This window comes from Rhodococcus sp. NPDC019647 (genome assembly GCF_044389235.1).
Lineage (GTDB): Bacteria > Actinomycetota > Actinomycetes > Mycobacteriales > Mycobacteriaceae > Rhodococcus_F > Rhodococcus_F oxybenzonivorans.
In genome coordinates this window covers 13,798-38,978 of the sequence record NZ_JBIRXS010000006.1, presented here as the reverse complement: position 1 = coordinate 38,978, position 25,181 = coordinate 13,798, and the positions used below count along the sequence as shown (strand labels likewise).

The window sequence follows — 25,181 nt, the reverse complement described above, 5'->3', positions numbered from 1 at the left end:
GTCTCTCCTGGCTCGGCGGCTCCGGCACGTGAGGCCCGTGACCGGCCCCCACCGGTGTGTCACCTTACTGTGCGACGCCTCCTCCGGTCTTCCCCGAGCGCAGGACGTACCGATTGCACAAGCGATGTAGCAAAGGTTAGCCTAACCGAATGTCCGAGGGGTTCTTCCAAGGCTCGACCGACAGTGAGGGAATACATGGCCATCCCGCCGATTGCGACGTACCCGATTCCGGATGTTTCCGAAGTACCCGAATCGAAAGTCTCCTGGCGTCTCGACCCTCGACGGTCCGCACTGCTCATCCACGACATGCAGAACTACTTCATCGACGCCTACGACGTGCACTCGGAGCCGATGTCGACCGCGCTCGCCAACATGATCCGGATCCGCGAAGCCTGCTCGCTTGCAGGGATTCCCGTCGTCTACACGATGCAACCGGGCGACCAACACCCCTCACGACGTGGCATTCTCGCCGATTTCTGGGGACCCGGACTTTCGTCGGGCCGCGACACAGAGGTGATCGAACCGCTGGCACCACGCGCCGGCGACATCCAGGTGACAAAGTGGCGGTATTCGGCATTTCAGCGCACCGACCTCCGGCAGCTGCTGGGCCACCACGGTCGTGATCAGCTGATCGTCACCGGCGTCTACACGCACATGGGGTGCATGCTCAGCGCGGCCGAGGCTTTCATGTCGGACGTCCAACCCTTCCTCGTTTCCGACGCGACCGCGGATTTCAGTCGCGAAGAGCATCTGATGGCATTGACGTACGCGTCCAAGCGATGCGGCTCGGTACTCACCACCGACGCCCTGGTATCCGCGCTCGCCCCCCTCGAAGTCGGCTGACCACCGCAGAGGTCGCAAGCCGGAATACCACGCCGACAAATACCAGGAGCACCGTCAGATGTCCCTCTCGATATCGTCGCCGTCCGCCACGGAAACTGCGGAGGGCACTACAGCACTGTGTCTAACCGCTGCTCAATGTGAGTTGTGGGCCGGGCATCAGCTCGACGAGACCGGATCGGCCTACACCACAGCCGAGTACGTCGACATCGACGGAACCGTGGACATCGGGGCGCTGACGAGGGCCGTACGCACGGTGATCGACGAGGCCGAGGTGCTGTCGGTTCGGTTCGACGCCGAGCCCGATGCCGAACCCGTCGACGTACTGCAGCTGCACGATCGCAGTCCCGAGGTCGAGACCTTGGAGCTGAGCCGGGACGCCGCCCTCGAGTGGATGCGGGCGGATGTCCGCCGACCGCTCGACCTCCTCTCGGCCGGTCCGCTGGTGCGCACTGCCGTCATCCGCGTGGACACCGGTGCCCTCTGGTATCTGCGGGCCCCACACGTTCTTCTCGACGCGTACGGCTATTCGCTTCTCACGCGCCGGGTCGCCGCCCTCTACACCGCTTTCCACCAGGGCACCGATCCACGGCCCGCCCGTTTTCCCACACTGCGGGATCACGTCGAGCAGGCCCGGCAACTCGACTCCGCCCTACCCGAACCGCAGCCGCGAGCGAGCACTTCCGTCACCTTCTCCGACAGCACCCGCCGCCCGACTGCGGATCCGCACCGCGTCGCACTCACACTCGGGCCGGACGTGTCGACCGGTTTCCGCGACTCCGCCTCCGCACACGGCGCCACGTGGGCGGACGCGGTCTACGCTGCGGCCGCCGGCTACCTCGCCGCCCACACCGGCGCCGACGAGGTGACTCTCCGGGTCCCGGTGCTCGCACGCACAGGCGTGGAACTCGCGTCGCCGGTCACCGCGACGAACGTCGTGCCGCTGCGTCTCTCACTCGGCGGGCACCCCACCTTCGCCGACGTGATCGCCAGGACGACGGCCGAGCTGACGAAAGCACGCCCATTCCAGCGGGTCCGGAGCACCCATCGGAGTGCAGGCGGCGGGCCGGTGGTCAACGTCAAACCCTTCGACGCGGCACTACGTTTCGGTCCGTCGCGCGGTGTGATCCATCAGGTTGCCACCGGGCCGGTGGATGACGTGGTGATCTCGGTGACCGGCGCAGGCGAGTACCTCACCCTCGAATGGGCCGGAAATCCGCTGGTGTACAGCGCAGACGAGATGCGGGTCCACCTGCACCGGTTCGCGCAGTACCTCGAGCGAATCTCGTCCGCGCCCGGGCCGGTAGCGACCGTAGACCTCTGCGCCGCCGACGAGTGGGCGCTGTGGCAGTGGTCGGCCGGACTGCACCGGAGTAAGCAGGCCGATGCCGATGCCGATGCCGAAACGATCGCCTCAACCTTCCTTGCGCAGGCGGGCCGTCACGCGGATCGTCGGGCGGTGAACGAGCTGACGTACCGGGAACTCGCTCGCCGCAGCGGAATTCTCGCGCGTCGACTTCAGGACGCAGGCGCCGGCCGCGGCACCGTGGTGGCCGTCAGCCTGCCGAGGGGCACCGAACTGATCGTCGCGATCCTCGCTGTCCTGCGGTGCGGGGCGACTTACCTGCCCATCGATCCCTCGTCACCGGCAGAACGCGTCCGCTTCATCCTCGAAGACGCCGAACCGACTCTGGCCATCGGCTCCACCGAACTGCTTGGCCACCTCCCCCGCATCGACCACCACGTCACCGAGACCGAACCCTCGCCCTTCCCGGACAGCACGGTTCGCGCCGGCGACATCGCGTACATCATCTACACGTCCGGCTCCACCGGTGTGCCCAAGGGAGTTCCCATCCCGCACCGCAACGTGATACGCCTGTTCGCGGCGTCCCGTGAGTGGTTCACCTTCACCGCCGACGACTGCTGGCCACTGCTGCACTCGTATGCCTTCGACTTCTCCGTGTGGGAGATGTGGGGAGCCCTGCTCTACGGCGGGCGTCTCGTCACCGTCCCGGAGGATGTGGTCACCTCGCCCGCGGACCTCGCGGCGCTACTGGTCGACGAGGGTGTCACCGTGCTGAACCAGACACCGTCGGCCTTCGGCCATCTGGTCGATGCACTCGACGCCGAGGGCGCGCGGGAGCGACTTCGCCTGCGCTACGTCGTCTTCGGCGGGGAGGCACTCGATCCCGCCGTTCTGCGTTCCTGGTTCGGCGCGGGCTCACCTGGTGACACCGAACTGATCAACATGTACGGCATCACCGAGACCACCGTGCATGTCACGGCAGCTCGGGTCACCACTCCCGATTCCGTCGACATCGGGGTTCCCCTCGGTGATCTGCGCACCTACGTCCTCGGACCGGGGCTGCGTCCGGTACCGCCGGGCATCACCGGAGAAATCTATGTGTCGGGGCCCGGTGTGTCGCCGGGGTATCTCGGCCGTCGCGGGCTGACCGCGAGCAGGTTCGTCGCCGATCCATTCGTGCCGGGCGGGGAACGGATGTACCGCACAGGCGATCTCGCGCGCTACGACGCCACCGGTTCCCTCGATTACCGCGGCCGGATCGACGACCAGATCCAATTGCGTGGGTACCGCGTCGAACTCGGCGAGATCACGGCCGCGATGACCGCGGTGTCCGGGGTGCGTGCCGCCGTCGCCACCGTCTATGCACCGAAGGCCGGGGACGACAGGATCGTCGGGTATGTCGTGCCGGAACCCGGGACCGATCCGGACGTCATCGAGGACGAGGTGCGGGGGCACCTGATACGCATGCTCCCCGGGTACATGACACCGTCCACGCTGACGCTTCTCGAGCGGTTGCCGCTGACGTCCCACGGCAAAGTCGACAAGGCGGCACTGCCCGTCCCGCGCTGGCGTGGGGCATCCGCCGACGGTCCCCGCACGGACACCGAACACCGCATCCTTCCCCTGTTCACCGCTGTGCTCGGGGCCGAACAGATCGGCATTCACGACGACTTCTTCACGCTGGGCGGCAACTCCCTGCTGGCGGCCGCCCTGGTGTCGTCGATCGGTGCGGAACTCGGTGTCGCGCTGCGTGTTGCGACGATCTTCGACAATCCCACCGTGGCCGGAGTGGCCGCGCGCGTCGACGAGACCGGGAGAACGGGCACCGCCTCCGGCCCCTTCGCGCGGAGCATTCCCGAGGGCACGGCTGTGCCGTTGTCTCCCGCGCAGGAACGGCTCTGGTTCCTCGACAGCGCTGCGGGCGGCGGAACGTATCTCCTCGGCCTGGCGGTGGACTTCGACGTCGCACCGGATCCCGACGCTCTCGCCCTTGCACTCGCGGACGTCGTCACGAGGCATCAGTCGCTGCGTACGGTCTTTCCCCTCGTCGACTCCGTTCCGCAGCAGGTTGTGCTGCCCGCCGAGCAGTCGCAGGTCCGCCTCGAACGGGTCGGCAACATCGGCAACATCGAAGCCCACATCTCGGCAATCACCACGGTGGGCCTCGGACTGGCCGAGCAACCGCCGCTGCGCGCCGTCCTGTACGAACCGCAGCACACCCTTGTCCTGTTGATCCATCACATCATCGGGGACGAGTGGTCGCAGTCGAAACTGCTCGGCGACCTGGCCTTCGCCTACAACGCCCGCCGCGCCGGCCGCCCGCCGGTGTTCGAACCTCTCCCCCTGCAGTATCCGGATGTCGCGGTCTGGCAGCGCGAACGTGCCTCCGGCGGCCGGCTCGATTACTGGGAGAAGCAACTGGCAGGGCTGCCGCTGGAGCTCGGTTGGCGCACGGACCGGCCGCGCCCAGCGCTGCCGACCCATCGCGGTGCCAGCGTGCACCGCACCTTGTCGCCGTCGCTGCACGCCGCGATCGAAGCGCTCGCGACAGAGCGGCGCGCCAGTTTCTTCATGATCGTCCACGCCGCGGTCGCGGTGCTGCTGGAGCGACTCGGTGCCGGTGAAGACATCGCGCTGGGTGTCCCCGTCGCCGGCCGCAGCCACCCCGACCTCGACGGCATGGTGGGCTGCTTCGTCAACACCGTCGTCCTTCGCACCGATGTGTCGGGGGCTCCCACATTCGACGAGCTGCTCGACCGCGTGCGGAGGGTCGACCTCGAGGCAGTCGACCACTCCGACGTCCCCTTCAACCGTATCGTCGAATTGGTCAACCCGCCGCGGTCCAGCGCCCGCCATCCGCTCTTCCAAGTGATGCTGTCGCACTGGAAGGAGGACGGTTCACCGCAGCGATTCGACGGCGCGGAATCGTCGGTGCGGATGCTCGACGCCACGTCCGCGAAATTCGACCTGGCACTTCGCTTCCAGGAACACGCCGGTCAGGGCGGGGTCGACGTGACCATCGAGTACTCCACCGAACTGTTCGACGACGCCACCGTCGATTCACTGGCCGATCGCCTCGCCGTGGTGATCGAGCGACTCGTTTCCCGTCATGACGAATCCATCACCAGACTCGACATCCTCACCGACGTCGAGCGTGCGCAGGTGCTCGGCACGTGGTCACACCGGGGCCACAGCATCGAGGCCCGCACGTTCGACGAGTACTTCTCCGCGCAGGTGGCCCGCACGCCGCACGCCGAGGCTCTCGCCGTGGGACGCGGTGTCCGGCCGGCGACGTCCCTTTCGTACGGCGAGCTCGATACGCGCGCGAATATACTTGCGCGGCTGTTGATTGCGCGGGGTGCGGGACCGGGCGACGTGGTCGCCCTCGCGCTCGACCGATCAGCCGAGTTGATCGTCGCCGTTCTCGCCGTGCTGAAGAGCGGTGCCGCCTACCTACCGATCGACCCCACGTATCCGGCGGACAGGATCGCGCACATGCTCGCCGACGGCTCCCCGGTCGCCGTCGTCACCTCGTCCGTCGGGGTACCGGATCGCAGCCCGCTGGGCGGCAGCATTCCGCTGATCGACCTGGACGACCCTGAGGTTCGGACGCTTCTGTCCGCGCACCCCGCCGTACCTGTCACGGACCGTGATCGCACCCGGCCACTGCGACTCGACGACGCGGCGTACCTGATCTATACGTCCGGTTCGACGGGTGTGCCGAAGGGCGTCGTGGTCCCGCACCGCGGTATCGCGGACCTGTTGTCGTTGCAGTCGGACGTGATCGGGATGGACTCTACTACCCGGGCACTGCACTTCTCCTCGATCAGTTTCGATCTCGCGTTCTGGCAGATCATGTGGGGTCTGCTGTCGGGCGGAACGCTGGTGGTCGCCACGGACGCAGACCGGGTCCCGGGTGAACCGCTCGCGCGTGTCATCCGCGACCACCGCGTGAACTTCGTGGGTGTCCCGCCATCTTTCGCGGCCGCGTTCCCGCCCGAGCATTCGATCCCCGACGGAGTCGATCTGATGCTCGGTGCCGAGAAACTCCCTGCCCAGCTGATCGAGCGGTATGCGCCCGGCCGGCGGTTGTTCAACGCCTACGGTCCGACCGAGTGCACGGTCAACGCCACGCTGGCCCTGGTGCGGCCGGGACACGAGGGCCCGGTGCCGATCGGCGTCATCGATCCGGGTAAGCATGCGTACGTATTGGATTCGGGATTGCGGCCGGTGCCACCCGGGGTATCCGGTGAGCTGTACCTTGCCGGAGCCAGCGTCACCCAGGGTTATCGTCACCAGAGCACCAAGACCGCCGAACGATTCGTCGCCGACCCGTTCGGTGACCCCGGCACCCGCATGTACCGGACATCGGACGTCGTGTGGTGGGGCCGGGACGGGCAGATCTACTTCACCGGCCGCGCCGACACGCAGGTCAAGGTGCGGGGGTTCCGCATCGAACTCAACGAGATCGAGTCCGTGCTCGCCGGCGACCCGGACGTCGAGCACGTCGTGGTCGTGGTGCGTGAGGACCGGCCCGGTGATCAGCGTCTGGTCGCGTATGCCACGTCGGTTCCCGGCGGCCGCATCGACCCCGACCAACTGCACCGCCGTGCCGCCAGCCGTCTGCCCGACTACATGATTCCCGCGGCATTCATTGCGGTCGAGGAGTTCCCGACCCTCCCGAACGGCAAGCTCGACCAGTCGTCGCTGCCCGTCCCGCACCTGTCGTTGCAGGTGTCCGAACGGGGCCCGCGCACGGCACGCGAGGAAGTGCTGTGCCAGTTGTTCGCCGAGGCGCTCGGCCTCGAGCGAGTCGGTATCGACGACAGCTTCTTCGACCTCGGTGGCCACTCGCTGATGGCCGCGGGGCTGATGAGTGAGATCTCGAAACGGCTGTCCGTGACCGCGACGGTGGCGTCATTGTTCACCGCGCCGACCGTCGCGCAACTCGCGGGCCGCCTCGACGACGATTCCGACGCCGACGCGCTCGCCGTCCTGCTGCCGTTCCGCACCGAGGGCTCCCGGCCGCCCGTGTTCTGCTTCCACCCTGCAGGCGGGATCAGCTGGGGGTATTCGGGACTGCTGCGGCACATCGACCCCGACTACCCGCTGTACGGGGTGCAGGCGTCGAACCTGTCGACCTCGTCCCGCCCACCCGAGACCCTTCAGGACATGGCCGCCGAGTACCTCGAGCACATGCGCGCGGTGCAACCGACCGGGCCGTACCACCTCCTCGGCTGGTCGCTCGGCGGCGTGGTGGCACACGCCATCGCGGGCGCGCTCCAGGAGCAGGGTGACGAGCTGGGCATGCTGGTGATGCTCGACTCCTTCCCGTCCGACGCCTGGGCATCCATGCCGACGGAGCAGGACGCGCTGGCCGCACTGCTGTACATGGTCGGGTACGACCCGGAACCGCTTCTCGCGGAGGGACTGACGAGGCAGCAGGTGATCGACATCCTCCGCGGCGAGGGCAGCGCACTCGCCGGCATCAACGAGCACACCCCCGCTGCGATGATCGACAACTTCGCCAACGCCGTGCGCCTCGAGTCCGAGCCCTCGCAGATCGTCGTCAATTCCGACCTGCTCTTCTTCACGGCGGCACGCAATCCCGCCACTGCGGCCACGCACCGACTCTGGGAGCCCTTCGTGAACGGCACGATCGTCAATCACGACCTCGACTGTGAGCACAAGGACATGACCCAACCCCGCTGGATCGGGGAGGTCGGCACGGTGGTGAACGAGGCACTGGCCGCGTTCGACTCACACACCCCACAGACCCATCAAGTAAGAGAACAGGGAGATCGATGACAACGTCCGGAAGATACTGGCGCAGAGCCGGGATCGTGATGCTCGCGGCAACCGCTCTGCTGGCCGGTGCCTGCAGCGAGTCGACATCCGACTCGACCGACTCGACGGCATCCGCCACCGGACAGGCCGATGCGTCGGCCTTCCCGGTGTCGATTTCGTCGGCACTGGGCACCGCCGAGATCACGGAAGCCCCCGAGCGTGTGATCACGCTCGGCTGGGGCAGCGAAGATGCCGCACTCTCGCTCGGCGTCGTTCCCGTCGCCGTCCAGAACATGAAGTCCGATACCGGAACCGACGACGGCCTCCTGCCGTGGTCGCGCGCACGCCTCGAGGAACTCGACCCGAACGCCGAGCCCACACTGCTGACGGCATCGAGCAAGGAGATGCCGTACGAGCAGATTGCATCGCTCGATCCCGATGTCATCCTCGCCGTGCACTCGGGACTGAACCAGGAGCAGTTCGACAAGCTGTCGGCCATCGCGCCCACGGTGGCATATCCGGAACGGCGCTGGGCGACCAGCTGGGAAGACCAGATCACCACCGTCGGAAAGGCTCTCGGACGGTCCGCGCAGGCCGAGGAACTGGTCACGAAGACGCAGGAGACGCTGGCCGAGCAGAAGTCGCAGCATCCCGAGTTCGCCGGCAAGACCGTGGCGTTCGGCAGCGGCACCGAGCCGGGCTCGTACAACTTCTATTTCGACACCGATCCGCGGCTGAAGATGCTCGCCAGCCTCGGGTTCACCGTCGACCCACTCGCGCAGCAGCTTCGGGAGAAGAGCGACCAGACCAAGTTCGCGGCTCCGGTCAGCCTCGAACTGCTGCCCACGTACAACCCGGATGTTCTGCTCGCGTGGTATCTGTCGCCGGAACTGCAGAACGAGGTGCAGTCGAACCCGCTGTTCGCCGGTCTGAAGTCGGTGCGCACCAATTCCTACCTCGGCCTGACCGACCCGCCGCTGGTGTTCGCGTCGAGCTCACCGAATGTCCTGAGCATGCCGTGGCTGCTCGACAAGCTTGTTCCGCAGCTCTCGCAGGCCGCGAACAACGTCTCGACCAGCTAGTTCCCCCACAGCGTCACTGTGCCGCCGCCGAGAGGTCTTCGGCGGCGGCACTGCTGTAGGTGCGCAGCCCCTTCAGGACGAGCGCCAGGACGGCGAGCGCGGCGATGCCACCGGCGCCGTAGAGCAGGAACGCTTCCCGCGGCCCGACTGCGGCACCGACGGCACCGGCGACAAGCGCTCCGGCTGCCGAACCGGTGGAGATCTGCGCACCCCACACACCGGCGACGCGGCCCCGGTATTCCTCCGGCGTCTCGGTCTGGATCACGGCGTATCGCAGGATGTCGCCGACTACCCGCCCGAATCCGTGTGCCGCCAGGCCGAGGAACGTGACGGCGAACATCGGCACGGCGCCGACTCCCACCAGGCCTCCCGCTGCGATCATCGTGGCCAGAAATACCACGAGTCCGCCTCGACGGGCCGTCCCGGTCCAGCCGCTGGTGAGCGATCCGGTGAGAGCGCCCACGGCGGGGGCGCTGTAGAGGAATCCGGTTGCGGCGGGGCCGGTGTGGAGCACCTCGCTCGCATAGGCGGGCAGCAGAACGTTCCAACCCGTCAGCATCATCGCGCAGAAGCCCACGAGCAGAGTGCCGCCCACCACGGAATCCTTGGCGGCGTAAGTGAACCCGCTGGCGATCGAACGCAGGGGACCCTCGGTGTTCTTGACAGGTGGTGGCAGCGAGGGCAACCGAGCGATGCAGTAGGCGGTGATCGCCGAGGAGACAGCGGCCAGCGCGTAATTGGTGCCCACCGACGTGGTCGCGATGATCACGCCGCCGATCGCCGGCGACGCGACGGTGCCGAGGTCGGCCATGACCGTCATCAGTGCCCCAGCGGCCGCCATCTTGTCCTTCGGCAGCAGCGACGGGATCACGGCCATCAGAGCCGTCGACGAGATTCCGCCTGCCAGTCCCTCGATCACGCCACACAGGTAGATCACCCACAGCTGCGGCGTCGGCAGAAACGCGTTGAGCGCCAGGATCGCGAAAGCGATACCCGCACTGGCTCGCGCCAGGGCGATCACGGGTCGCCGGTCGTACCTGTCCGCGATCACTCCACCGAACAACGTTCCGATGAATACCGACGACCCCACGACGATGCTGGCCGCGCCGACCGAGAGTGTGGAACCGGTCATGTCGTACACCTGCAGCGGCACCGCCACGAGCAGCAGTCCCAGGCCGAAGATCGAAATGGTACGGGCAACGAAGATGTACCGGAATTCGCGACTCGTCCGTAGCGGTGTCAAGTCGATTGCGTACCTCGAGAATCCAGCCATCGTCATCCATTCACACTCGGTCGCAGCAGTTCGCCGTTCCCGCTCGCGGAAGCGACGAACTATGCTTAGGCTTCACTAACCCAGCAACCTACCCCATGTCGCCGAAGACGCTCAACGAGTCGAGTTCCGAGCGACGAACCGGAGGGAAACCAGTGAGCTCTGCCCCGATGACCGCACTCAGCCGGAACCGGATTCGCGAGGACGTCGCCGACGTGCTCGGCGTCCCGGTGACCGAACTGGACGATTCGGCGAACCTCCTCGACGAGGGCATGGACTCGGTGCGCGTCATGGCGCTGGTGGAACGGTGGCGGACGGCCGGCGCCTCCGTCGATCTCGTGGACCTCGTCGGCGAACCGACCCTCGACGCCTGGTTCGACGTCACTGCGGCCCGATGAGCGCGCCCCGCCTCCCACTTGTTCTGCGGGTCGCCGACATTCGCCCGGTCACCCCACGGATGACGTGCGTCCGGTTCGCCGGGACGGAGGTACTCGACTACGCCGCGGGATCGTGTGTACCCAACATCAAGTTGTGCTTTCCGCATCCCGTGCACGGACTGCTACTCCCTGATCCCGACGTGGACGGCCGCTACCAGTGGCCGGAGCCCGAGGGACGGCAACTGGTACGCACGTACACGGTGCGACGGCTCAGCCGGGAGAACGCCGAACTGGACGTGCATTTCGTCGACCACGGCGACGACGGTGTCGCTGCAGAGTGGCTCCGGAGCGCCGCGCCCGGCGATCGGCTGGGTGTGCTCGGCGGCGGCGGTAAATCGATCCGTCCCGCGCAGTGGTACCTGCTGGCGGGTGACGAGTCGGCACTTCCCGCCATCGCCGCCATCCTCGAGGACCTGCCCGCGGATGCGTCGGGACGGGTGCTGATCGACGTCGCCGACGAACACGAGCGCCAGGATCTAGGTCATCCGGCCGGTGTCGAGGTGGAATGGCTGTACCGCCGCGGCGGTACCAGTCGCCTCGCCGACTCCGTCCGTGCCGCTGTCCTGCCCGCGGACCGGTCCGCGATGTTCGCGTGGGTGGGTGCCGAATCCGCGACGGTCCGCGAACTCCGCCGATATCTGCGCACCGAGGTCGGGCTCGATCGGTCCCAGGTGCTGCTCATCGGGTACTGGCACCGCGGCATGTCCGAATCGGCGTACAAGGCGGCCGCCGACAACGACCGGGATCCGGCCGAGTCCTCGAGTCGACCCGGCATTTCCCGGACGACCGCCTAGGCTTGACCCGGCTGGTCGGGTGTGCGGGTCGACCGGTGTCGACACGGGAGGACGCGAGGGGCAATGGCACACGAGACGAGCGGGTCCGGCAAGACGAGCGTGCTTCGGACACCACGCTTCTGGATCGCCCCACTGCTGCTGGTGTCGATCGTCATGTCGCTGTTGGCCGCGCTGTACATGGGCGGCATGCTCGACCCCACCAAGAATCTCGACCACTTCCCGATCGCGCTGGTCAACCAGGACGAGGGTGACACGTTACCCGGCTCGACTCCGCCCCAGCAGCAGAACCTCGGCGACCAGATCGAGGCGGGGCTGATCGAGGGTGTCGACCCCGAGAAGGTGGAACTCCGGCAGATCGGAATCGCCGAGGCGCAGTCGAAACTCGACAACGGTGACCTCTACGGTGCCATCGTCATTCCGAGCGACTTCACGAAACGCACGTTCATCCTGGCTCAGGCGAGTGTGATTCCCGGTGACGTGGAGCGGCCTGTCATCACCATCTACACCAATCCGCGCGCAGGAACGATCAGCGCCAATCTGGTGTCGAACATCGGTCAGATGGCGATGGACAAGGCCAATCAGACGATGGGCGAGCAACTCACCGCCCAGGTGACGCAGCAACTCGCGGCCACCACACCCGATGCCCAGCTGTCGGGCGCAAGCCGGCTCGTCCTCACCGACCCCATCGACGTCCGAACCGTCGCTCACAACCCGCTGCCCGAAGGCACCGGATACGGTCTGGCGGCGTTCTACTACGCCCTGCTCCTCGTCCTTGCGGGATTCACCGGCGCCACCATCGCAAGCACTCTCGTCGACGGCATGCTCGGATTCACCCCCACGGAGGTCGGGCCGCTGTACCTGCACAACGAGGCGGTGCCGATTTCACGTTTCAACACCTTGCTGGTCAAGTGGGCCCTCATGACACTGCTCGCGGGAATCGTTTCCGGGCTGTACTTGTGGATCAGCTCGGCCCTGGGACTGCCGATCACGGACCCGCTGGCCCTGTGGGAGTACGGCGCTTTCGCCATCGCCGCTGTGGGTATCACGGCAATGTCGGTGATGGCCGCGTTCGGCAATCTCGGGCTGCTCATCAATCTGATGATCTTCGTCGTCCTCGCGCTGCCCTCCTCGGGAGGAACCATCCCGCTCGAGGCTGCACCACGCTTGTACACCTGGCTCGGCGAATTCGAGCCGATGCACCAGATCTACATCGGGGTGCGCGCCATCTTGTTCTTCGGTGCGAAGGGCGACGCAGGACTCATCCATGCAGTGTGGATGACCGCCGGAGGTCTGCTCATCGGCCTGATCTTCGGGGCCGTCGTCACCCGGTTCTATGACCGTAAGGGCCTGCATCGCCGACACAAGGCACCGAACGCACCCGAACCGGTGGACGTGGCTGGAGCGTAGATCAGGCGGAGGAACTCGACCAGTACGTTCCGAACTGTTCGTACCAGGGATGCAGGGCCGGCGCGGCCGCCAGGATCCTTTCGACGAACTGATCGGGATCGCCGAGTTCGGACACTCTGACTCCCCGAGCCTTGTAGTCGGCGAATGTGGAGTGGAGTCCGGCGATCACCTTGTCGGTGACCGACCGCTCGAACTCCTCGATGGTTGCCATCGGATGCGCCTCCTTCCGGCGAGAAGCATCTTGCCTCAGTGTACTGCCCTACCTGCGGGTTTCCTCGCTGCCGACGGGGACGTCCCGGCCTGTCGGAGGTGGGGAGCAGACTGGGCCCGTGAGAGTGGTGATGGTTCCGGACGCCGATGGTGGTGCGACGACGATCCGCACCGATCCGGCCGGGGTTCCGCTCGAATCGCCACGACATCACTCCGACGCCGCGGCTGCGGTGCGCGACATCGAAGCCGCCGATCATCCCCGCTGGATCTGGGCCGGCACCGCGGCCGTCTACCCCTCGTTGCTGCGGGCCGGAATACGGGTGGGGCGTTGTCACGACCTCGCCCTCACCCACGCGATCCTGAGCATGCGCGACGGGGTTCCGGTGCCGCCCGCCGAGGAACCGCTGACCGACGATCGTCTCGGCCTGTTCGACACCACACCGGTCGCCGATCCTGAACAGGTGGTCGCCGACTTCGCCACACAACGGAAAACGATCGGCACCGATTCCCGGCTGGATCTGCTGGTGGCGGCGGAGTCGGCGGGCGCGCTCGCCGCCGCGGAGATGGGCTTCGACGGATTACCCTTCTCGGCTCCCGCCCACGAGGCTTTCCTCGAAGCCGCACTGGGACCGCGCCCGGCGGGGTACGACCTTCCGCAGCGCATCCAGACAGTGTCCGCCGAGATCGGTGCGGCGTTCGGCCGCAGCATCAACCCGGCGTCCCATGTGGAGGTAATCGACGCCTTCCGCCGCGAGGGCATCGAACTGGTGTCGACGCGCAAGCATCTGCTGCGCGAGATCGACCATCCCGCCGTGCCCCTCCTCCTGCATCACCGCGACCTGTCGAAGTTGTTCAGCACCAACGGCTGGCAGTGGCTCGACAGCTGGGTCCGCGACAACCGCTTCCGGCCGGTCTACGTGCCCGGTGGTGTGGTGTCCGGCCGCTGGGCGAGTCGTGGTGGCGGGGCGCTGCAGATTCCGAAGCCGCTCCGGGCGAGCGTGATCGCCGACCCGGGTCACACCTTCGTCATCGCCGACGCCGGTCAGCTCGAGCCCCGCATTCTGGCGGCCATGTCGGGTGACCCGCGCATGGTGGCGGCGGCGGGTGCGGACGACCTGTATGCCCCGGTAGCCGCAGAGACGTTCGACGGTGACCGCGCCAAGGCCAAGGTGGCGATCCTCGGCGTTCTGTACGGTGCCACGGCGGGTGAGGCCCGTTCGCTACTCACCCTGCTGCGCACACGTTTCCCTGTCGCAGTCGAGTACGTGGAGAAGGCTGCTCGGGCAGGCGAACGGGGTGAGGTGGTGCATTCGTGGCTCGGCCGGGCCTGCCCACCGCCGGCACCCGATTTCTGGTCACACGGTGACGCCCGTTCGCGTGGGCGGTTCACGCGCAATTTCGTCGTGCAGGCCACCGCCGCCGAATGGGCGCTCTGTGTGCTGGCCGATCTGCGACGCCGGCTCGCCGACGATTCCGACAGCGAGCTCGTCTTCTTCCAGCACGACGAGGTGATGGTGCACACCCGGAACGCGGAGACGGCTACCCGGCACGTTCTCGGAGCCGTCGACGTGGCCACCCGCCTTCTCTTCGGTGACACCCGGGTGCGGTTTCCCATGGACGTGGCGGTGCGGGACTGCTACGGCGAGAGTTCTATCGAGCCCTGACCACACCAATTTCCGGTGTCGCCGACGGGCTACGCGTGGTGTACTGGGACCCATTGCTGGTGGGGGCGGCGAAGGAGAACCCATGACCAAGTTGGATTCGACGGGCGCGAGCACAAGCGGTGAGGCGCCGCGCAAATTCCGCTGGCCCGCGTTCACCATCGTGGCCATCGCGATCATCGCCTTCTTCGCGGGGGGATTCGGTGGGTCGTTCCAGGGAAAGCTGACCGAGGTCCAGAAGAACGACAACGCCGCCTACCTGTCGAGTACCGCAGAGTCGACCGTCGTCACCAACGAGTCGTCGAAGTTCCTCACAGTGGAGACGATTCCCGGCTTCGTACTGTTTCACCGCGACTCGACACTCACCGATCAGGACAAGGCTGCCATCGCGCAGGCCCGCGAGGACATTGCCGCCGTCGAGGGCGTCGATGCGGAGGGGATGTCGCAACCCCAATACTCCGAGGACGGCACCACCGCGTCGATTTTCGTTCCCCTCGTCGCAAAAGAAAACGGCACTGCCGTCGCCGGTGACGTGCTCGCCACCACGGAACAGGAGGTGCTCACCGCAGCCGAGAACGCGGCCGTCGGGCTCGAGGTGCTCCCCGCGGGGCCCGGTGGTCTACTCGTGGCCTTCATCGACGCGTTCGCCGGGCTCGACGGCGCCCTACTCGGTGCCGCCCTGCTCGTCGTCGTCCTGATCCTGCTGGTGGTGTATCGGTCCCCGGTGCTGTGGTTCTTCCCGCTGTTCTCGGCGCTGCTCGCCCTGGGCTTGGCGTCGATGGTGATCTACTTCCTCGCGAAGGCGGAGGTACTCACGCTCACCGGTCAGAGTCAGGGCATTCTCTTCGTCTTGGTGATCGGGGCGGGCACCGACTATGCCCTGCTCTTGATCTCTCGGTATCGAGAGGAGCTCCATTTCTATCCCAGCCGGTTCGACGCGATGGCCAAGGCGTGGCGGGAGTCGGCTCCCGCCATCACGGCGTCCGCGGTCACCGTCATCCTGGGCCTGCTGTGCCTCATGTTCTCGGAGCTCAATTCCAACAAGAGTCTCGGTCCCGTGGCTGCCATCGGCATCGCCTGCACGTATCTGGTGATGATGAGCTTCCTGCCGGTGGCTCTGGCCACCGCGGGTCGGTGGGTGTTCTGGCCGCGCAAACCTCGAGTGGACGAGGCAGCGGATCTCACCACGCACGGTCTGTGGGGCAAGATCGCCGCCCAGGTCGGTAGCAAGGACCGGCCGTTCTGGATCGGTACGACGGTGCTGTTGGCCGCACTGTTCCTGGTGGGCATCGGCAGTTTGAAGACGGAGGGGCTGACGTCCTCCGAGAGCTTCACCAACCGCCCGGACGCCGTCGTCGGGCAGGAACTCTACGACTCCAAGTTCGATCCGGGCGCCGGCGCGCCGGCCGTCATCCTGACCAACGCCGCGCAGACGCAGGCAGTCATCGACGCGGTCAGCGCTGTCGACGGGGTATCGAAGGAGCCCGGTGCAGTGTGTCCACAGGTCGACGTGGCGAAGCTGTCCGCACTGGTCAAGGCGAACCCCGAGGCGGTGGCGTCGGCCGCAGCAGGACAGACGGGCTGCCCGCCCGACTTCCTCACCGCAGCGCCGATCGACGGTCGCATGGTGGTCAACGCGACTCTCGCCGACTCGTACGATTCCCCGGAAGCCCTGGCGACCGTGGAGCGACTACGTGAGACGGTGCACGCCGTTCCCGGAGCCGACGGCTTGGTCGGTGGAGGCACCGCAACCACCCTCGACGTGCAGACGGCGTCCGTGCACGACCGGAACCTGATCATCCCCATCGTGCTCGTCGTCATCTTCCTGGTGCTGGCCGTGCTCCTGCGCGCACTGCTGGCACCGGTCATCCTCATCGCCACGGTGGTGTTGTCCTTCGCCGCGACTCTGGGCGTATGTGGGTTCTTCTTCACACACGTCTTCCACTTCGCCAACGCCGATCCGGCGTTCCCGCTGTTCGCGTTCGTGTTCCTCGTGGCACTGGGCATCGACTACAACATCTTCCTGATGACCCGTGTGCGCGAGGAAACCCAAGAGCACGGCACACGGTCGGGCGTGTTGCGCGGACTGGCGGTCACCGGTGGCGTGATCACGTCGGCCGGTGTCGTCCTCGCAGCAACGTTCGCGGTGCTGGGTGTGCTACCTCTGGTGTTCCTCGCCGAGGTCGGTTTCGCGGTGGCCTTCGGCGTGCTCCTCGACACGATCATCGTGCGCAGCATCCTCGTTCCCGCCCTCTCGCACGACATCGGCAAGAAGATCTGGTGGCCGTCCGATTTGGCAAAGGCAAAGGACTAGGTTCCCGAAAGCGAAGGGCTAGAACGCCTCTGCGGTCCAGAGGTGGAAGAGGGCATACGCACGCCACGGCCGCCACGCCTCGGCGAGAGCGGCAGCTTCGCTGCCCTTACCCACCCCGAGTGCCCGCCTGAGAACGAGGTCGTCGGCAGGAAACGCGTCCGGGTCGCCGAGCACTCGCACCGTCAGATAGTCCGCCGTCCACGGTCCGATTCCGGGCAGCGCGAGTACACCGGCCCGGAACTTCGCCGGTTCGGTGTCGGCGTCGAGCCGCAACCCGTCCGCGGCGGCGTGCGCAAGTGCGTGCACGGTGCGTGCCCGGGCGCCGGTCAGACCGATCGCCGAACGCAACTCCTTCGGCGATCGATCCGCCAGTGCCTCGGGTGCGGGAAACGCACGGAACTCGCCGTGCACCGGCGGCCCGTAGGCAGCGACCAACCGGGCACCGAACGTCCGCGCCGCGGCGAGCGACACCTGCTGGCCCAGCACGGTGAGGACTGCGGTCTCGAAGCCGGCGACGCTGCCCAGCCGGCGAAGTCCCGGCCGCAAGGTCACCAGCGAAGCGAGTTCCGGGTGCCGGCCGAGGGCGGCGTCGATCACCAGTGGGTCTGCGTCCAGATCGAGCCAGCGGCGCACGATAGCGGTCAACTCCCCGACATCGGTGGGATGTGCCGGAACGATGTGGGTCTCGACATGCCGTTTCTCGGGGCGGACGACAACGGTCACCAGGGCGGGTCCGTGCGCGGCGTTCACCACGCGTGTGTGGGCGCCGGTGTCGGGATCGTGCCGCTCGAGACCGGCGATGGTGTGGGCCCGCAATGCACTCCACAGCGGAGCGTGGGTGAAGGGGTCGCGGTAGGGCAGGAGAACCCTCACGCTGCGGCTTCCAACGTCAGTAGCAGGGACTTCGCTGCGGCCCCGCCCACGTACTGGCCGAGGCTGCCGTCGCTGCGCACCACTCGGTGGCACGGCACCACCACCGGCAGAGGGTTTGTCGCGCAGGCGGTTCCGACGGCCCGCACGGCCCGGGGACTGCCCGCAGCGGCCGCGACGGTGGCGTAGCTCCACGTCTGGCCGTAGTGGATCTCGGGTAGGTGGGTGAGCACCTCCCGCCGGAAGCCCTTGGCCAGGCGAAAGTCGAGCGGGACGTCGAACGACATGCGTTCCCCCCGGAAGTACTCCTCGAGTTCGCGGGCCACCGCGTCCAGCCGGGCCGGCGCACGAAGTATCCGGGGACTGATGTGCTCGGCGAGTGTCTGCAACACGGCATCGTGGCCCTCGCCGGCAAAGGCGACACGCACCAGGCCACGGTCGGTCGCGGCCAGCAGCAGCGAACCGACAGGACTGTCCACGGTCCGGTACGCGACGTCGAGGAGTCCGGCGTCGGCGGCGGCGGCGGTGAGCCGGGTGCGGAGTCGTCGTTCGACATCTGAATCCGATACCGACAAGGCGTCGATGATGTCCGGAATGGTGTTCATCCTCTTTCTCCACTCACTCTGTCTTCCAGAATCGAGATCGAGCGGGACCTACGCAATGTCGCAATACCGTCGGCCGCGGCGCGTCTGGCAGCGTCCGGCGAGTTGCCGAGAATCACCGCGATGTCGGCGTAGGGCAATCCTGCCAAGTAGCGGTAGGCCACGGCTGCGCGTTGTTTCACGGGCAAGGCGCCCACCGCCTCCCACAATTCGGAGTCGCCGCTTCCGGGCAGCCCGCGGTCGGTGGTCTGCTCGGGAACGTGATCTGTCGGAACGGCCCGGCGACCCCGCGCCCGAATGTGATCGAGCGCCTTGCGGTGCGCGATGGTCACGAGCCAGGCCTCGACGTTACTTCCAGGCCGCAGATCGGGATACGCGCGCATGGCGGCGAGAAACGTGTCCGACCAGGCGTCTTCGGCGTCGACCGGGCCGACCACCGCCCGGCAGACCCGCAACACCGTGGGGCCGTGCTCGGCCACGATCTGCTCGAACGGAATCAGGCCCATCGGCTCAGCCGGATTCCCGCCCGTTCCGCTTCGCGGGTCAGCAGGAAACGCTTGCGGTCGAGCCCTCCCGCATACCCCGTGAGGCTGCCGTCGGTCCCGACGACCCGGTGGCACGGAACGATGATGCTGATGGGATTCTTGCCGTTCGCCGCGGCCACCGCCCGGATCGCCGTGGGACTGCCGAGCGTCTCCGCCAATTCGCGGTACGTCCACGTCTGCCCGTACGGGATGGTCCGCAGCGTGTCCCATACCCGCTGTTGAAACGGTGTGCCGCGGGCGGCGAGGGGCAGCGTGAACTCGGTGCGTCCACCGTCGAAGTACTCGGTGAGTTGTGTCGCTGCGGCTTCGAAACCGCCGTCGCCGCGTTCACCGAAAGTCGCGACATCGGGCTGATGCCGATGTTCGGCCATGTAGATGCCGCTGAGAATCCCGTCCACGCTGACCAGCGTGAGGGGACCGATCGGGGAGTCGATGACGGTGTGTGCTGCTCGTTCGGCATTCACGGGAACCATCCTTCCAGGTGTGCTGACCTCTGACAGGTAGACGCCTGGTAACGCCGAAACGTGAGATCACCCCCGATGCCCCATTCTCGCGGGACCGTCGTGAGACGGCCCCGCGAGGGCATCAGGCAGGATGTGGGGATGGCTCTCGCATTCCCCAGCCCCGACGACCTCGTGCGCACCGCCACGGGTATGGCCCGCTGGTCGATGGACACTGCTGGTTTCGCTGCCTCACTCCCCGATCGGGTCGCCGCGCTGCTCGACCGAGTGGAGCTGCTCATCACCCGAATCGAGGCGATCAGCGAACGCGCCGAAATGGCCGTCGCCAAGGCGAACGAGGTAGCCGACCGAGCCGCGACCGTGGTCACCTCGAGCACGGAGGTGTCCACCTCGGCCCAGACCCTGATCGGCCTGTACGAGCCGCTCGCAACCAAGGCGGCGCCGATGGCGGCACGGTTCGTCGACGACCTGTCGGAGGACGAGATTCATGCGGCGATCGGGTTGGTGAATCATCTGCCCGAGCTGACACTGCGCATGGAGGGGTTGCTGCCCATTCTGGCGAGCCTCGACACGGTGTCCCCGGAGATTCACCTGCTCCTCGAGGAAGTGCAGGGTGTGCGTCAGGCGATCCAGGGCGTTCCCGGCTTCAAGTTCTTCCGCAAGCGCGGCGAATCGAAAGAGGATGACGAGGTCTGACGCCCGCTCAGGCCCGGTACCCGTCCGTTCCCGCGCGCCCGACGATGATCTTGGGCACCACCGCGCGGGACGACAGTCGCAGCAGCGCGTCGACCAGTTCGACGATGTCGTTTACCTCGATCATCGACTCCGGCGGAATCTTGTCGTGGGTCCACGCGGACATGTCGGTGTCGACGAACGCGGGAGCCAGGGCGGTAGCGGACACTCCGTTGCCCGACTCCTCCACGTTCAGTGTCTCGACCAGTGACATCAGGGCGGCTTTGGTGGCCCCGTAGACGGCCAGTCCCGCTTCGGCGTAGACGCCGGTGATCGAGGCCAGGGCGATGACTTTGGCGCCTTTCGCCGGATTCTCGGTCGCGGCGGTCCGGAGCATCGGCAGCGCCTGTTGCAGCAAGCTGAACGGGGCCCGCAGATTCACATCAACGCTCTTGGCGAAGCGGCGCATCGGAAACTCGCCGATCGGCCCGGCCGTCCCCACACCCGCGTTGAGCACCAACGCATTCAGTGAACCGAAGGTGTCGGCATGCGCGGTTACCACGCGACCGGCGGAGGCTTCATCGGCGAGGTCGCCGGCCACGACGACCACCTCTTTCGCGCCGGCCGCGCGCAGCTCGGCTGCCACCACTTCGAGACGCTCGGCGTCACGAGCACTGAGGGTCAGCCCGTAGCCTGCTTCGGCGAGCCGGGTGGCGATACCGCGGCCGATTCCGCGCGACGCTCCGGTGATCAGTGCAGACCTGCTCATGCGGATTTCCCCTTCAGTGTGCGTAGTCCGGCGTCGACGAGCGCGGGCACCGCCTCACCAGCCTTGTCGAATCCTTCGGCTGCCGTGGCACCCGCGCGGTACCGGTGGTGGATGCCCTGGGCAATGACGGCCAGTTTGAAATTGGCCAACGCCAGGTAAAAATTCCAATTCTTCAGTTCACGACCGGACGCCGCGGTGTACCGCTGGGCAAGATCGTCAGCGGACGGCATCCGCGGACTCGTCCACGCCGCTGCTTCACCGAGCACGAGGTCGAAGGCGGGTGCGCGATAGACGCACATCAGCGCCACATCGGTGAGAGGGTCGCCGAGAGTCGACAGTTCCCAGTCCACTACCGCCGCAACCTTGGTCACGTCTGCGGCCGACAGGATGGTGTTGTCGATCCGGTAGTCGCCGTGCACGATCGACGACTCCGACCGGTCGGGCACGGATTCCGCGAGAGCGGCGTGCAGACGATCGACGTCGGCCGAATCCTCGGTCTTGACCCTGGCCCACTGGCCCGCCCACAGCTTCACCTGCCGGGTGACGTATCCGTCCGGGCGCCCGAACTCTCCCAGGCCGACGGCCTGATAGTCCACGTTGTGCAGGTCACCGATCACCCGGACCAATTCGTCCACACAGGAGTCGATTTCGTTGTCGGACAGCGCATCGAACTCCGACTGGGTGCGGATTACCTGTCCCGTGACATGTTCGACAACGGTGAAAGGGGCTCCCATCACGCTGTTGTCCTCACACAGCGCCACCGTGGCTGCGACGGGAACGCTCGTGCCCTGCAGCGCCGACGTGACCCGGTATTCGCGGGCCACGTCGTGCGCGGACGGTGTGAGCCCCGCGGTGGGCGGCCTTCGCAGCACCCACCGCGAGGAGTCGTCGAAAATTGTGTAGGTGAGGTTGGACTTTCCGCCGGAGATCAGTTCGGCCCGCAGTTCGCCGTCGAGCGGAACCTGCGACTCCGTCAGGAACTTCTCCAGGGCAACGAGGTCGAGCCCGCGATGCTCGGTCATGCCCCCGCCTCCCGCGCCGCTTTCTTCGCGGCACCGATGACGCGCTTGGCGATCGCCCAGCGATGCACCTCGGACGGGCCGTCGTACACCCGGAAGGGACGCACCTCACGAGAAAGCCGTGCGAGCGGCAGATCGCCGGACACACCGAGACCACCACACATCTGGATCGAGCGGTCGACGATCCGGAAGATCGCCTCTGCGGCATAGGTCTTGGCGATGGACGTGGCGTTGCTCGCGTGCCCGCCCTGATCGAGTTCCCAGCACGCCTGTGTCAGCAACGCCCGAGTAGCGGCAATGTCGATCTCGTTGTCCGCGACCATCTTCTGGACCATGCCCAGATCGCCCAGCTTGCCGCCGAACCCTTCACGCCGAGCGACGTGGGCCACCGCGACATCGTGACCGCGCCGCGCCGCACCGAGCCAGCGCATGACGTGCGTCATCCGGGCCGGGCCGAGCCGCACCTGCGCGTACGCGAATCCTTGGTCCACCTCACCGAGCACACCGATGTCGGGTATGAACAGATCGTCGAAGAACACCTCGCAGTGGCCTCCGATCATCGCCCGGTCGAGCGTGTCGATGTGCCGGCCCACTTTCAGACCGGGCACGTCGGCTGGGGTGAGGAACATCGTGGCGCCACCGCGGTCGCCGGGCTGCCCCGACGTGCGCGCGAAAATGATGAAGAACCCGGCACCGTCGGCGCCGGTGATGAAGTACTTGTGCCCGTTGATCTTCCACCCGCCGGGCACCTTCTCGGCCCTCGTGGTCAAAGCCGACGGATCGGACCCAGCGCCCGGGGAGGGCTCGGTCATGGCGAAAGCCGACCGCACGTCACCGTGGGCGAGGGGAGCGAGGAACTGCTCCTTCTGCTCCGGACTGGCGATGTGCGCGAGCATGTGGACGTTGCCCTCGTCGGGCGCGCCGATGTTCAACGCGATCGGGCCGAACAGCGAGTAGCCGGCTTCCTCGAAGACCGGGGCTCGGTCCGTCATGTTCAACCCGTATCCGCCGTATTCGACGGGAGCGTGCGGGGCGAAGACACCGGCCTCCTTGGCGGCCTTCTGCAGCTCGACTCGCAGGGTGTCGCCACCTGCCGCGGTGATGTCGCCGCCGTGTTCGTCCTCGACAGGCAGCACCACCTCACGGGTGAACGCCCTGGTCTTCTCGACCAGCGCCGTCACCTCCGGCGCATAGGTCAGATCGATCGCCACCACTACCTCCAGTCAATACGAACACCGGGACCGACCGATCACTCGCTCGGTCGCATTGGAGTCGACGATCCCACAGGAACACGACCTGGTCAAGACGTCAGTCGACGGCCCCTACCGTGCTACGAGCAATCACCAGATACCGCTCGACGATTTCATCGGGCGACAACGGCCCGTCCTCGCGGTACCACGTGGCGACCGAGACACACATCGTCACGACAGCGCGGCTCGCATCCTCCGGGAAGGGTGTCCGGAACAGGCCGGCTGCGACGCCGTCGCGCACGATGTCGTCGACCAGCTGCTGCTGCTCGTCCCGCAGGGCTATGTAAGCCTGCCTGCTGTCCGGCTCCATGCTCCGCGTCTCCCGCGAGGCAACGAAGGACTGTTCACGCCGATACATGTGAAAACGCAGCAGGGATTCGATCACCGCGTCGAATCGCTCGCCCGGAGTCGACCCCGCCTCGGCGACGGCCGCGCGACTGCGGTCGAGCAGGTCACGCATCACCGCGTTGGTCAACCCCACGAGCAGTGCCTGCTTCGAGGGGTAGTGATGGTAGAGGCCGGGTACGGACAGTCCGGCACGGGCCGCGATCTCACGAATCGAGGCGCCGTCGTACCCTTTCTCGACGAACGCAGCCAGGGCGGCCGCCAGAACCTTGGACAACCCCTGGTCCGTGTATTCGCGCCACGAACTACCGGCCTCCGTGCCGTTAACCGTCATGGGACATACGGTAGAGCGTCCCCTCAGTAGTCGTCGTCCGAGTACACGATCAGCCCACGCAGGTTCTTCCCGTCGAGCATGTCCTGGTATCCGTCGTTGACCTGCTCGAGGCGATATGTCCGGGTCACCAACTCGTCGAGCTTCAGCGTTCCGTTGCGATAGAGGTCGAGGAGAGCGGGGATCTGCGACCTCGGGCCGACGCCGCCGAAGATGGCGCCCTGCAACCGCTTCTGCAGCAAGGTGAGCTCGAAGAGGCTGAGGGTGACCTGCGTGTCTGCCGCGCTACCCATACCCGTCACCACCACCTGACCGCCCTTGCCGGTGATGCTCATCGCCGGCTGAATCATGTCGCCTTCGATCTCACCGACCGTGATGATCGTGACCTCGGCCATCCGCCCCCAGGTGATCTCGCCGATCGTCGGAGCCGCCTCCTCGAGCGACGCAAAGACGTGGGTGGCACCGAACTCCTTCGCCTTCTGCCGCTTGAACTCCACCGGATCGATGGCGACGACGAAACGCGCGCCGGCACTGGCCGCGCCCTGCACCGAATTGATGCCGACACCACCGACGCCGATCACCACGACCGTGTCACCGACCTGCGTTCCACCGATCTGCGTGGCAGAACCCCATCCGGTCGAGACGCCGCAGCCGAGGAGCGCCGCCTTGTCGAGAGGGATGTCGTTCTCGATCTTGATGACCGACGCCTCGCTCACCGTCACGTAGGGGGAGAAGGTGCCGAGCAGACACATCTGCAGAACAGGCTCACCGCCGAGGGTGACCCGGAACGTCTTATCGGCGATCGCCTGCCCGGTGAGGAGACCGGCCCCTTCGTCGCAGATGTTCTGCATGCCCTTCGCACAGGAACGGCATCGTCCGCACGCCGGGATGAAGGCGAGGACCACGTGGTCCCCTTCGGCAAGATTCGACACTCCCGGCCCCACCTTGGTCACCACGCCTGCACCCTCGTGGCCGCCCAGGACCGGAAAGAAGGGCAGGGGCGTGGCCCCGGTTCGCAGGTGCTCATCCGAGTGGCACAACCCTGATGCCGCCAGACGGATCTGCACCTCCCCCGAAACCGGATCGCCGAGTTCGATCTCCTCGATCTCCCAGGGCTGCCCGATGCCTTTGATGACCGCTGCTTTCGTCTTCACGCCGACTCCTCAGGAAGGAAATATGGCCTGGATCACACCTACTTCGGAGTCTGCC

The 25,181-nt window shown here is 66.7% G+C and carries 20 protein-coding genes; 9 read left to right on the top strand and 11 right to left on the bottom strand.

Going from position 1 to position 25,181, the window contains the following annotated elements; genetic code table 11:
- The first annotated feature begins 195 nt into the window (after window positions 1-195).
- From ACH49N_RS14470 to ACH49N_RS14460, 3 genes are read left to right on the top strand one after another with little or no spacing between them, the layout of a single operon-like run.
- A complete protein-coding gene (locus tag ACH49N_RS14470; RefSeq protein WP_109333727.1) occupies window positions 196-843 on the top strand; it encodes an isochorismatase family protein in 648 nt (215 codons plus the stop codon).
- A 58-nt stretch (window positions 844-901) separates the two neighbouring features.
- Entirely contained in the window at window positions 902-7,954 is a 7,053-nt protein-coding gene (locus ACH49N_RS14465) for an amino acid adenylation domain-containing protein (RefSeq protein WP_358273229.1), read from the top strand.
- Window positions 7,951-9,015 carry an iron-siderophore ABC transporter substrate-binding protein gene (locus tag ACH49N_RS14460; RefSeq protein ID WP_358273231.1) on the top strand — a complete coding sequence of 355 codons (1,065 nt, stop codon included), beginning with the start codon at window positions 7,951-7,953 and terminating at the stop codon, window positions 9,013-9,015. The genes ACH49N_RS14465 and ACH49N_RS14460 overlap by 4 nt, the downstream gene beginning before the upstream one ends.
- A 13-nt stretch (window positions 9,016-9,028) precedes the next feature.
- On the opposite strand, the gene entS is transcribed toward ACH49N_RS14460, so the two are convergent.
- A complete protein-coding gene (gene entS, locus ACH49N_RS14455) occupies window positions 9,029-10,288 on the bottom strand; it encodes an enterobactin transporter EntS (protein ID WP_358273278.1) in 1,260 nt (419 codons plus the stop codon).
- 167 nt (window positions 10,289-10,455) lie between these two features.
- Between entS and ACH49N_RS14450 the strand changes: the two genes are divergently transcribed.
- The 3 genes from ACH49N_RS14450 to ACH49N_RS14440 all read left to right on the top strand — a co-directional run bounded on the left by ACH49N_RS14450 (window position 10,456) and on the right by ACH49N_RS14440 (window position 12,923).
- On the top strand, window positions 10,456-10,683 hold the full coding sequence (locus ACH49N_RS14450) for a phosphopantetheine-binding protein (protein ID WP_358273233.1): 228 nt from the start codon (window positions 10,456-10,458) through the stop codon (window positions 10,681-10,683).
- Window positions 10,680-11,516 (top strand): siderophore-interacting protein, encoded by an 837-nt coding sequence (locus ACH49N_RS14445; RefSeq protein WP_358273234.1) that lies wholly within the window; start codon window positions 10,680-10,682, stop codon window positions 11,514-11,516. Before ACH49N_RS14450 ends, ACH49N_RS14445 begins: the two co-directional genes overlap by 4 nt.
- Before the next feature lie 63 nt (window positions 11,517-11,579).
- Window positions 11,580-12,923, top strand: coding sequence for a DUF3533 domain-containing protein (locus ACH49N_RS14440; RefSeq protein WP_317765055.1), 1,344 nt, complete (start codon window positions 11,580-11,582; stop codon window positions 12,921-12,923).
- 1 nt (window position 12,924) lies between these two features.
- Here the strand turns inward: ACH49N_RS14440 and ACH49N_RS14435 are convergent, their stop codons facing one another.
- On the bottom strand, window positions 12,925-13,134 hold the full coding sequence (locus ACH49N_RS14435) for a hypothetical protein (protein WP_159923704.1): 210 nt from the start codon (window positions 13,132-13,134) through the stop codon (window positions 12,925-12,927).
- Window positions 13,135-13,252: 118 nt separating this feature from the next.
- Between ACH49N_RS14435 and ACH49N_RS14430 the strand changes: the two genes are divergently transcribed.
- Both ACH49N_RS14430 and ACH49N_RS14425 read left to right on the top strand, forming a co-directional pair.
- Window positions 13,253-14,797: a bifunctional 3'-5' exonuclease/DNA polymerase gene (locus ACH49N_RS14430; RefSeq protein WP_358273236.1), complete on the top strand. Its 1,545-nt coding sequence runs from the start codon at window positions 13,253-13,255 to the stop codon at window positions 14,795-14,797.
- Window positions 14,798-14,879: 82 nt separating this feature from the next.
- Window positions 14,880-17,108, top strand: coding sequence for an MMPL family transporter (locus tag ACH49N_RS14425; RefSeq protein ID WP_358273237.1), 2,229 nt, complete (start codon window positions 14,880-14,882; stop codon window positions 17,106-17,108).
- Between the two features lie 18 nt (window positions 17,109-17,126).
- Here ACH49N_RS14425 and ACH49N_RS14420 read toward each other — a convergent pair whose 3' ends face one another.
- The 4 genes from ACH49N_RS14420 to ACH49N_RS14405 are packed head-to-tail and all read right to left on the bottom strand — an operon-like array spanning window position 17,127 to window position 19,589.
- Window positions 17,127-17,981, bottom strand: a complete 855-nt coding sequence (locus ACH49N_RS14420) for an AlkA N-terminal domain-containing protein (protein ID WP_358273238.1) — start codon at window positions 17,979-17,981, stop codon at window positions 17,127-17,129.
- Entirely contained in the window at window positions 17,978-18,583 is a 606-nt protein-coding gene (locus tag ACH49N_RS14415) for a methylated-DNA--[protein]-cysteine S-methyltransferase (RefSeq protein WP_358273239.1), read from the bottom strand. Before ACH49N_RS14415 ends, ACH49N_RS14420 begins: the two co-directional genes overlap by 4 nt.
- On the bottom strand, window positions 18,580-19,086 hold the full coding sequence (locus ACH49N_RS14410; protein WP_358273240.1) for an RNA polymerase sigma factor: 507 nt from the start codon (window positions 19,084-19,086) through the stop codon (window positions 18,580-18,582). Before ACH49N_RS14410 ends, ACH49N_RS14415 begins: the two co-directional genes overlap by 4 nt.
- Window positions 19,077-19,589, bottom strand: coding sequence for a methylated-DNA--[protein]-cysteine S-methyltransferase (locus tag ACH49N_RS14405; protein WP_358273241.1), 513 nt, complete (start codon window positions 19,587-19,589; stop codon window positions 19,077-19,079). The genes ACH49N_RS14410 and ACH49N_RS14405 overlap by 10 nt, the downstream gene beginning before the upstream one ends.
- A 138-nt stretch (window positions 19,590-19,727) precedes the next feature.
- Here ACH49N_RS14405 and ACH49N_RS14400 point away from each other — a divergent pair, with 138 nt between their 5' ends.
- Entirely contained in the window at window positions 19,728-20,282 is a 555-nt protein-coding gene (locus ACH49N_RS14400) for a ribulose 1,5-bisphosphate carboxylase large subunit (protein ID WP_358273242.1), read from the top strand.
- A 7-nt stretch (window positions 20,283-20,289) separates the two neighbouring features.
- Here the strand turns inward: ACH49N_RS14400 and ACH49N_RS14395 are convergent, their stop codons facing one another.
- The 5 genes from ACH49N_RS14395 to ACH49N_RS14375 all read right to left on the bottom strand — a co-directional run bounded on the left by ACH49N_RS14395 (window position 20,290) and on the right by ACH49N_RS14375 (window position 25,126).
- Entirely contained in the window at window positions 20,290-21,027 is a 738-nt protein-coding gene (locus ACH49N_RS14395; protein ID WP_358273243.1) for an SDR family oxidoreductase, read from the bottom strand.
- Complete coding sequence (locus tag ACH49N_RS14390; RefSeq protein ID WP_358273245.1) at window positions 21,024-22,049, bottom strand: phosphotransferase family protein; 1,026 nt, start codon at window positions 22,047-22,049, stop codon at window positions 21,024-21,026. Before ACH49N_RS14390 ends, ACH49N_RS14395 begins: the two co-directional genes overlap by 4 nt.
- Window positions 22,046-23,257 (bottom strand): acyl-CoA dehydrogenase family protein, encoded by a 1,212-nt coding sequence (locus ACH49N_RS14385; protein WP_358273246.1) that lies wholly within the window; start codon window positions 23,255-23,257, stop codon window positions 22,046-22,048. The genes ACH49N_RS14390 and ACH49N_RS14385 overlap by 4 nt, the downstream gene beginning before the upstream one ends.
- 97 nt (window positions 23,258-23,354) lie before the next feature.
- A complete protein-coding gene (locus ACH49N_RS14380) occupies window positions 23,355-23,975 on the bottom strand; it encodes a TetR/AcrR family transcriptional regulator (protein ID WP_159923691.1) in 621 nt (206 codons plus the stop codon).
- A gap of 23 nt (window positions 23,976-23,998) precedes the next feature.
- A complete protein-coding gene (locus ACH49N_RS14375) occupies window positions 23,999-25,126 on the bottom strand; it encodes an NDMA-dependent alcohol dehydrogenase (RefSeq protein ID WP_358273248.1) in 1,128 nt (375 codons plus the stop codon).
- Window positions 25,127-25,181: the final 55 nt, after the last annotated feature.

Coding starts and splice junctions, on each gene's coding strand:
- ACH49N_RS14470 (WP_109333727.1), top strand. CDS start 196: ATGGCCATCCCGCCGATTGCGACGTACCCGATTCCGGATGTTTCCGAA.
- ACH49N_RS14465 (WP_358273229.1), top strand. CDS start 902: ATGTCCCTCTCGATATCGTCGCCGTCCGCCACGGAAACTGCGGAGGGC.
- ACH49N_RS14460 (WP_358273231.1), top strand. CDS start 7,951: ATGACAACGTCCGGAAGATACTGGCGCAGAGCCGGGATCGTGATGCTC.
- entS (WP_358273278.1), bottom strand. CDS start 10,288: ATGGCTGGATTCTCGAGGTACGCAATCGACTTGACACCGCTACGGACG.
- ACH49N_RS14450 (WP_358273233.1), top strand. CDS start 10,456: ATGACCGCACTCAGCCGGAACCGGATTCGCGAGGACGTCGCCGACGTG.
- ACH49N_RS14445 (WP_358273234.1), top strand. CDS start 10,680: ATGAGCGCGCCCCGCCTCCCACTTGTTCTGCGGGTCGCCGACATTCGC.
- ACH49N_RS14440 (WP_317765055.1), top strand. CDS start 11,580: ATGGCACACGAGACGAGCGGGTCCGGCAAGACGAGCGTGCTTCGGACA.
- ACH49N_RS14435 (WP_159923704.1), bottom strand. CDS start 13,134: ATGGCAACCATCGAGGAGTTCGAGCGGTCGGTCACCGACAAGGTGATC.
- ACH49N_RS14425 (WP_358273237.1), top strand. CDS start 14,880: ATGACCAAGTTGGATTCGACGGGCGCGAGCACAAGCGGTGAGGCGCCG.
- ACH49N_RS14415 (WP_358273239.1), bottom strand. CDS start 18,583: ATGAACACCATTCCGGACATCATCGACGCCTTGTCGGTATCGGATTCA.
- ACH49N_RS14410 (WP_358273240.1), bottom strand. CDS start 19,086: ATGGGCCTGATTCCGTTCGAGCAGATCGTGGCCGAGCACGGCCCCACG.
- ACH49N_RS14400 (WP_358273242.1), top strand. CDS start 19,728: ATGGCTCTCGCATTCCCCAGCCCCGACGACCTCGTGCGCACCGCCACG.
- ACH49N_RS14395 (WP_358273243.1), bottom strand. CDS start 21,027: ATGAGCAGGTCTGCACTGATCACCGGAGCGTCGCGCGGAATCGGCCGC.
- ACH49N_RS14390 (WP_358273245.1), bottom strand. CDS start 22,049: ATGACCGAGCATCGCGGGCTCGACCTCGTTGCCCTGGAGAAGTTCCTG.
- ACH49N_RS14380 (WP_159923691.1), bottom strand. CDS start 23,975: ATGACGGTTAACGGCACGGAGGCCGGTAGTTCGTGGCGCGAATACACG.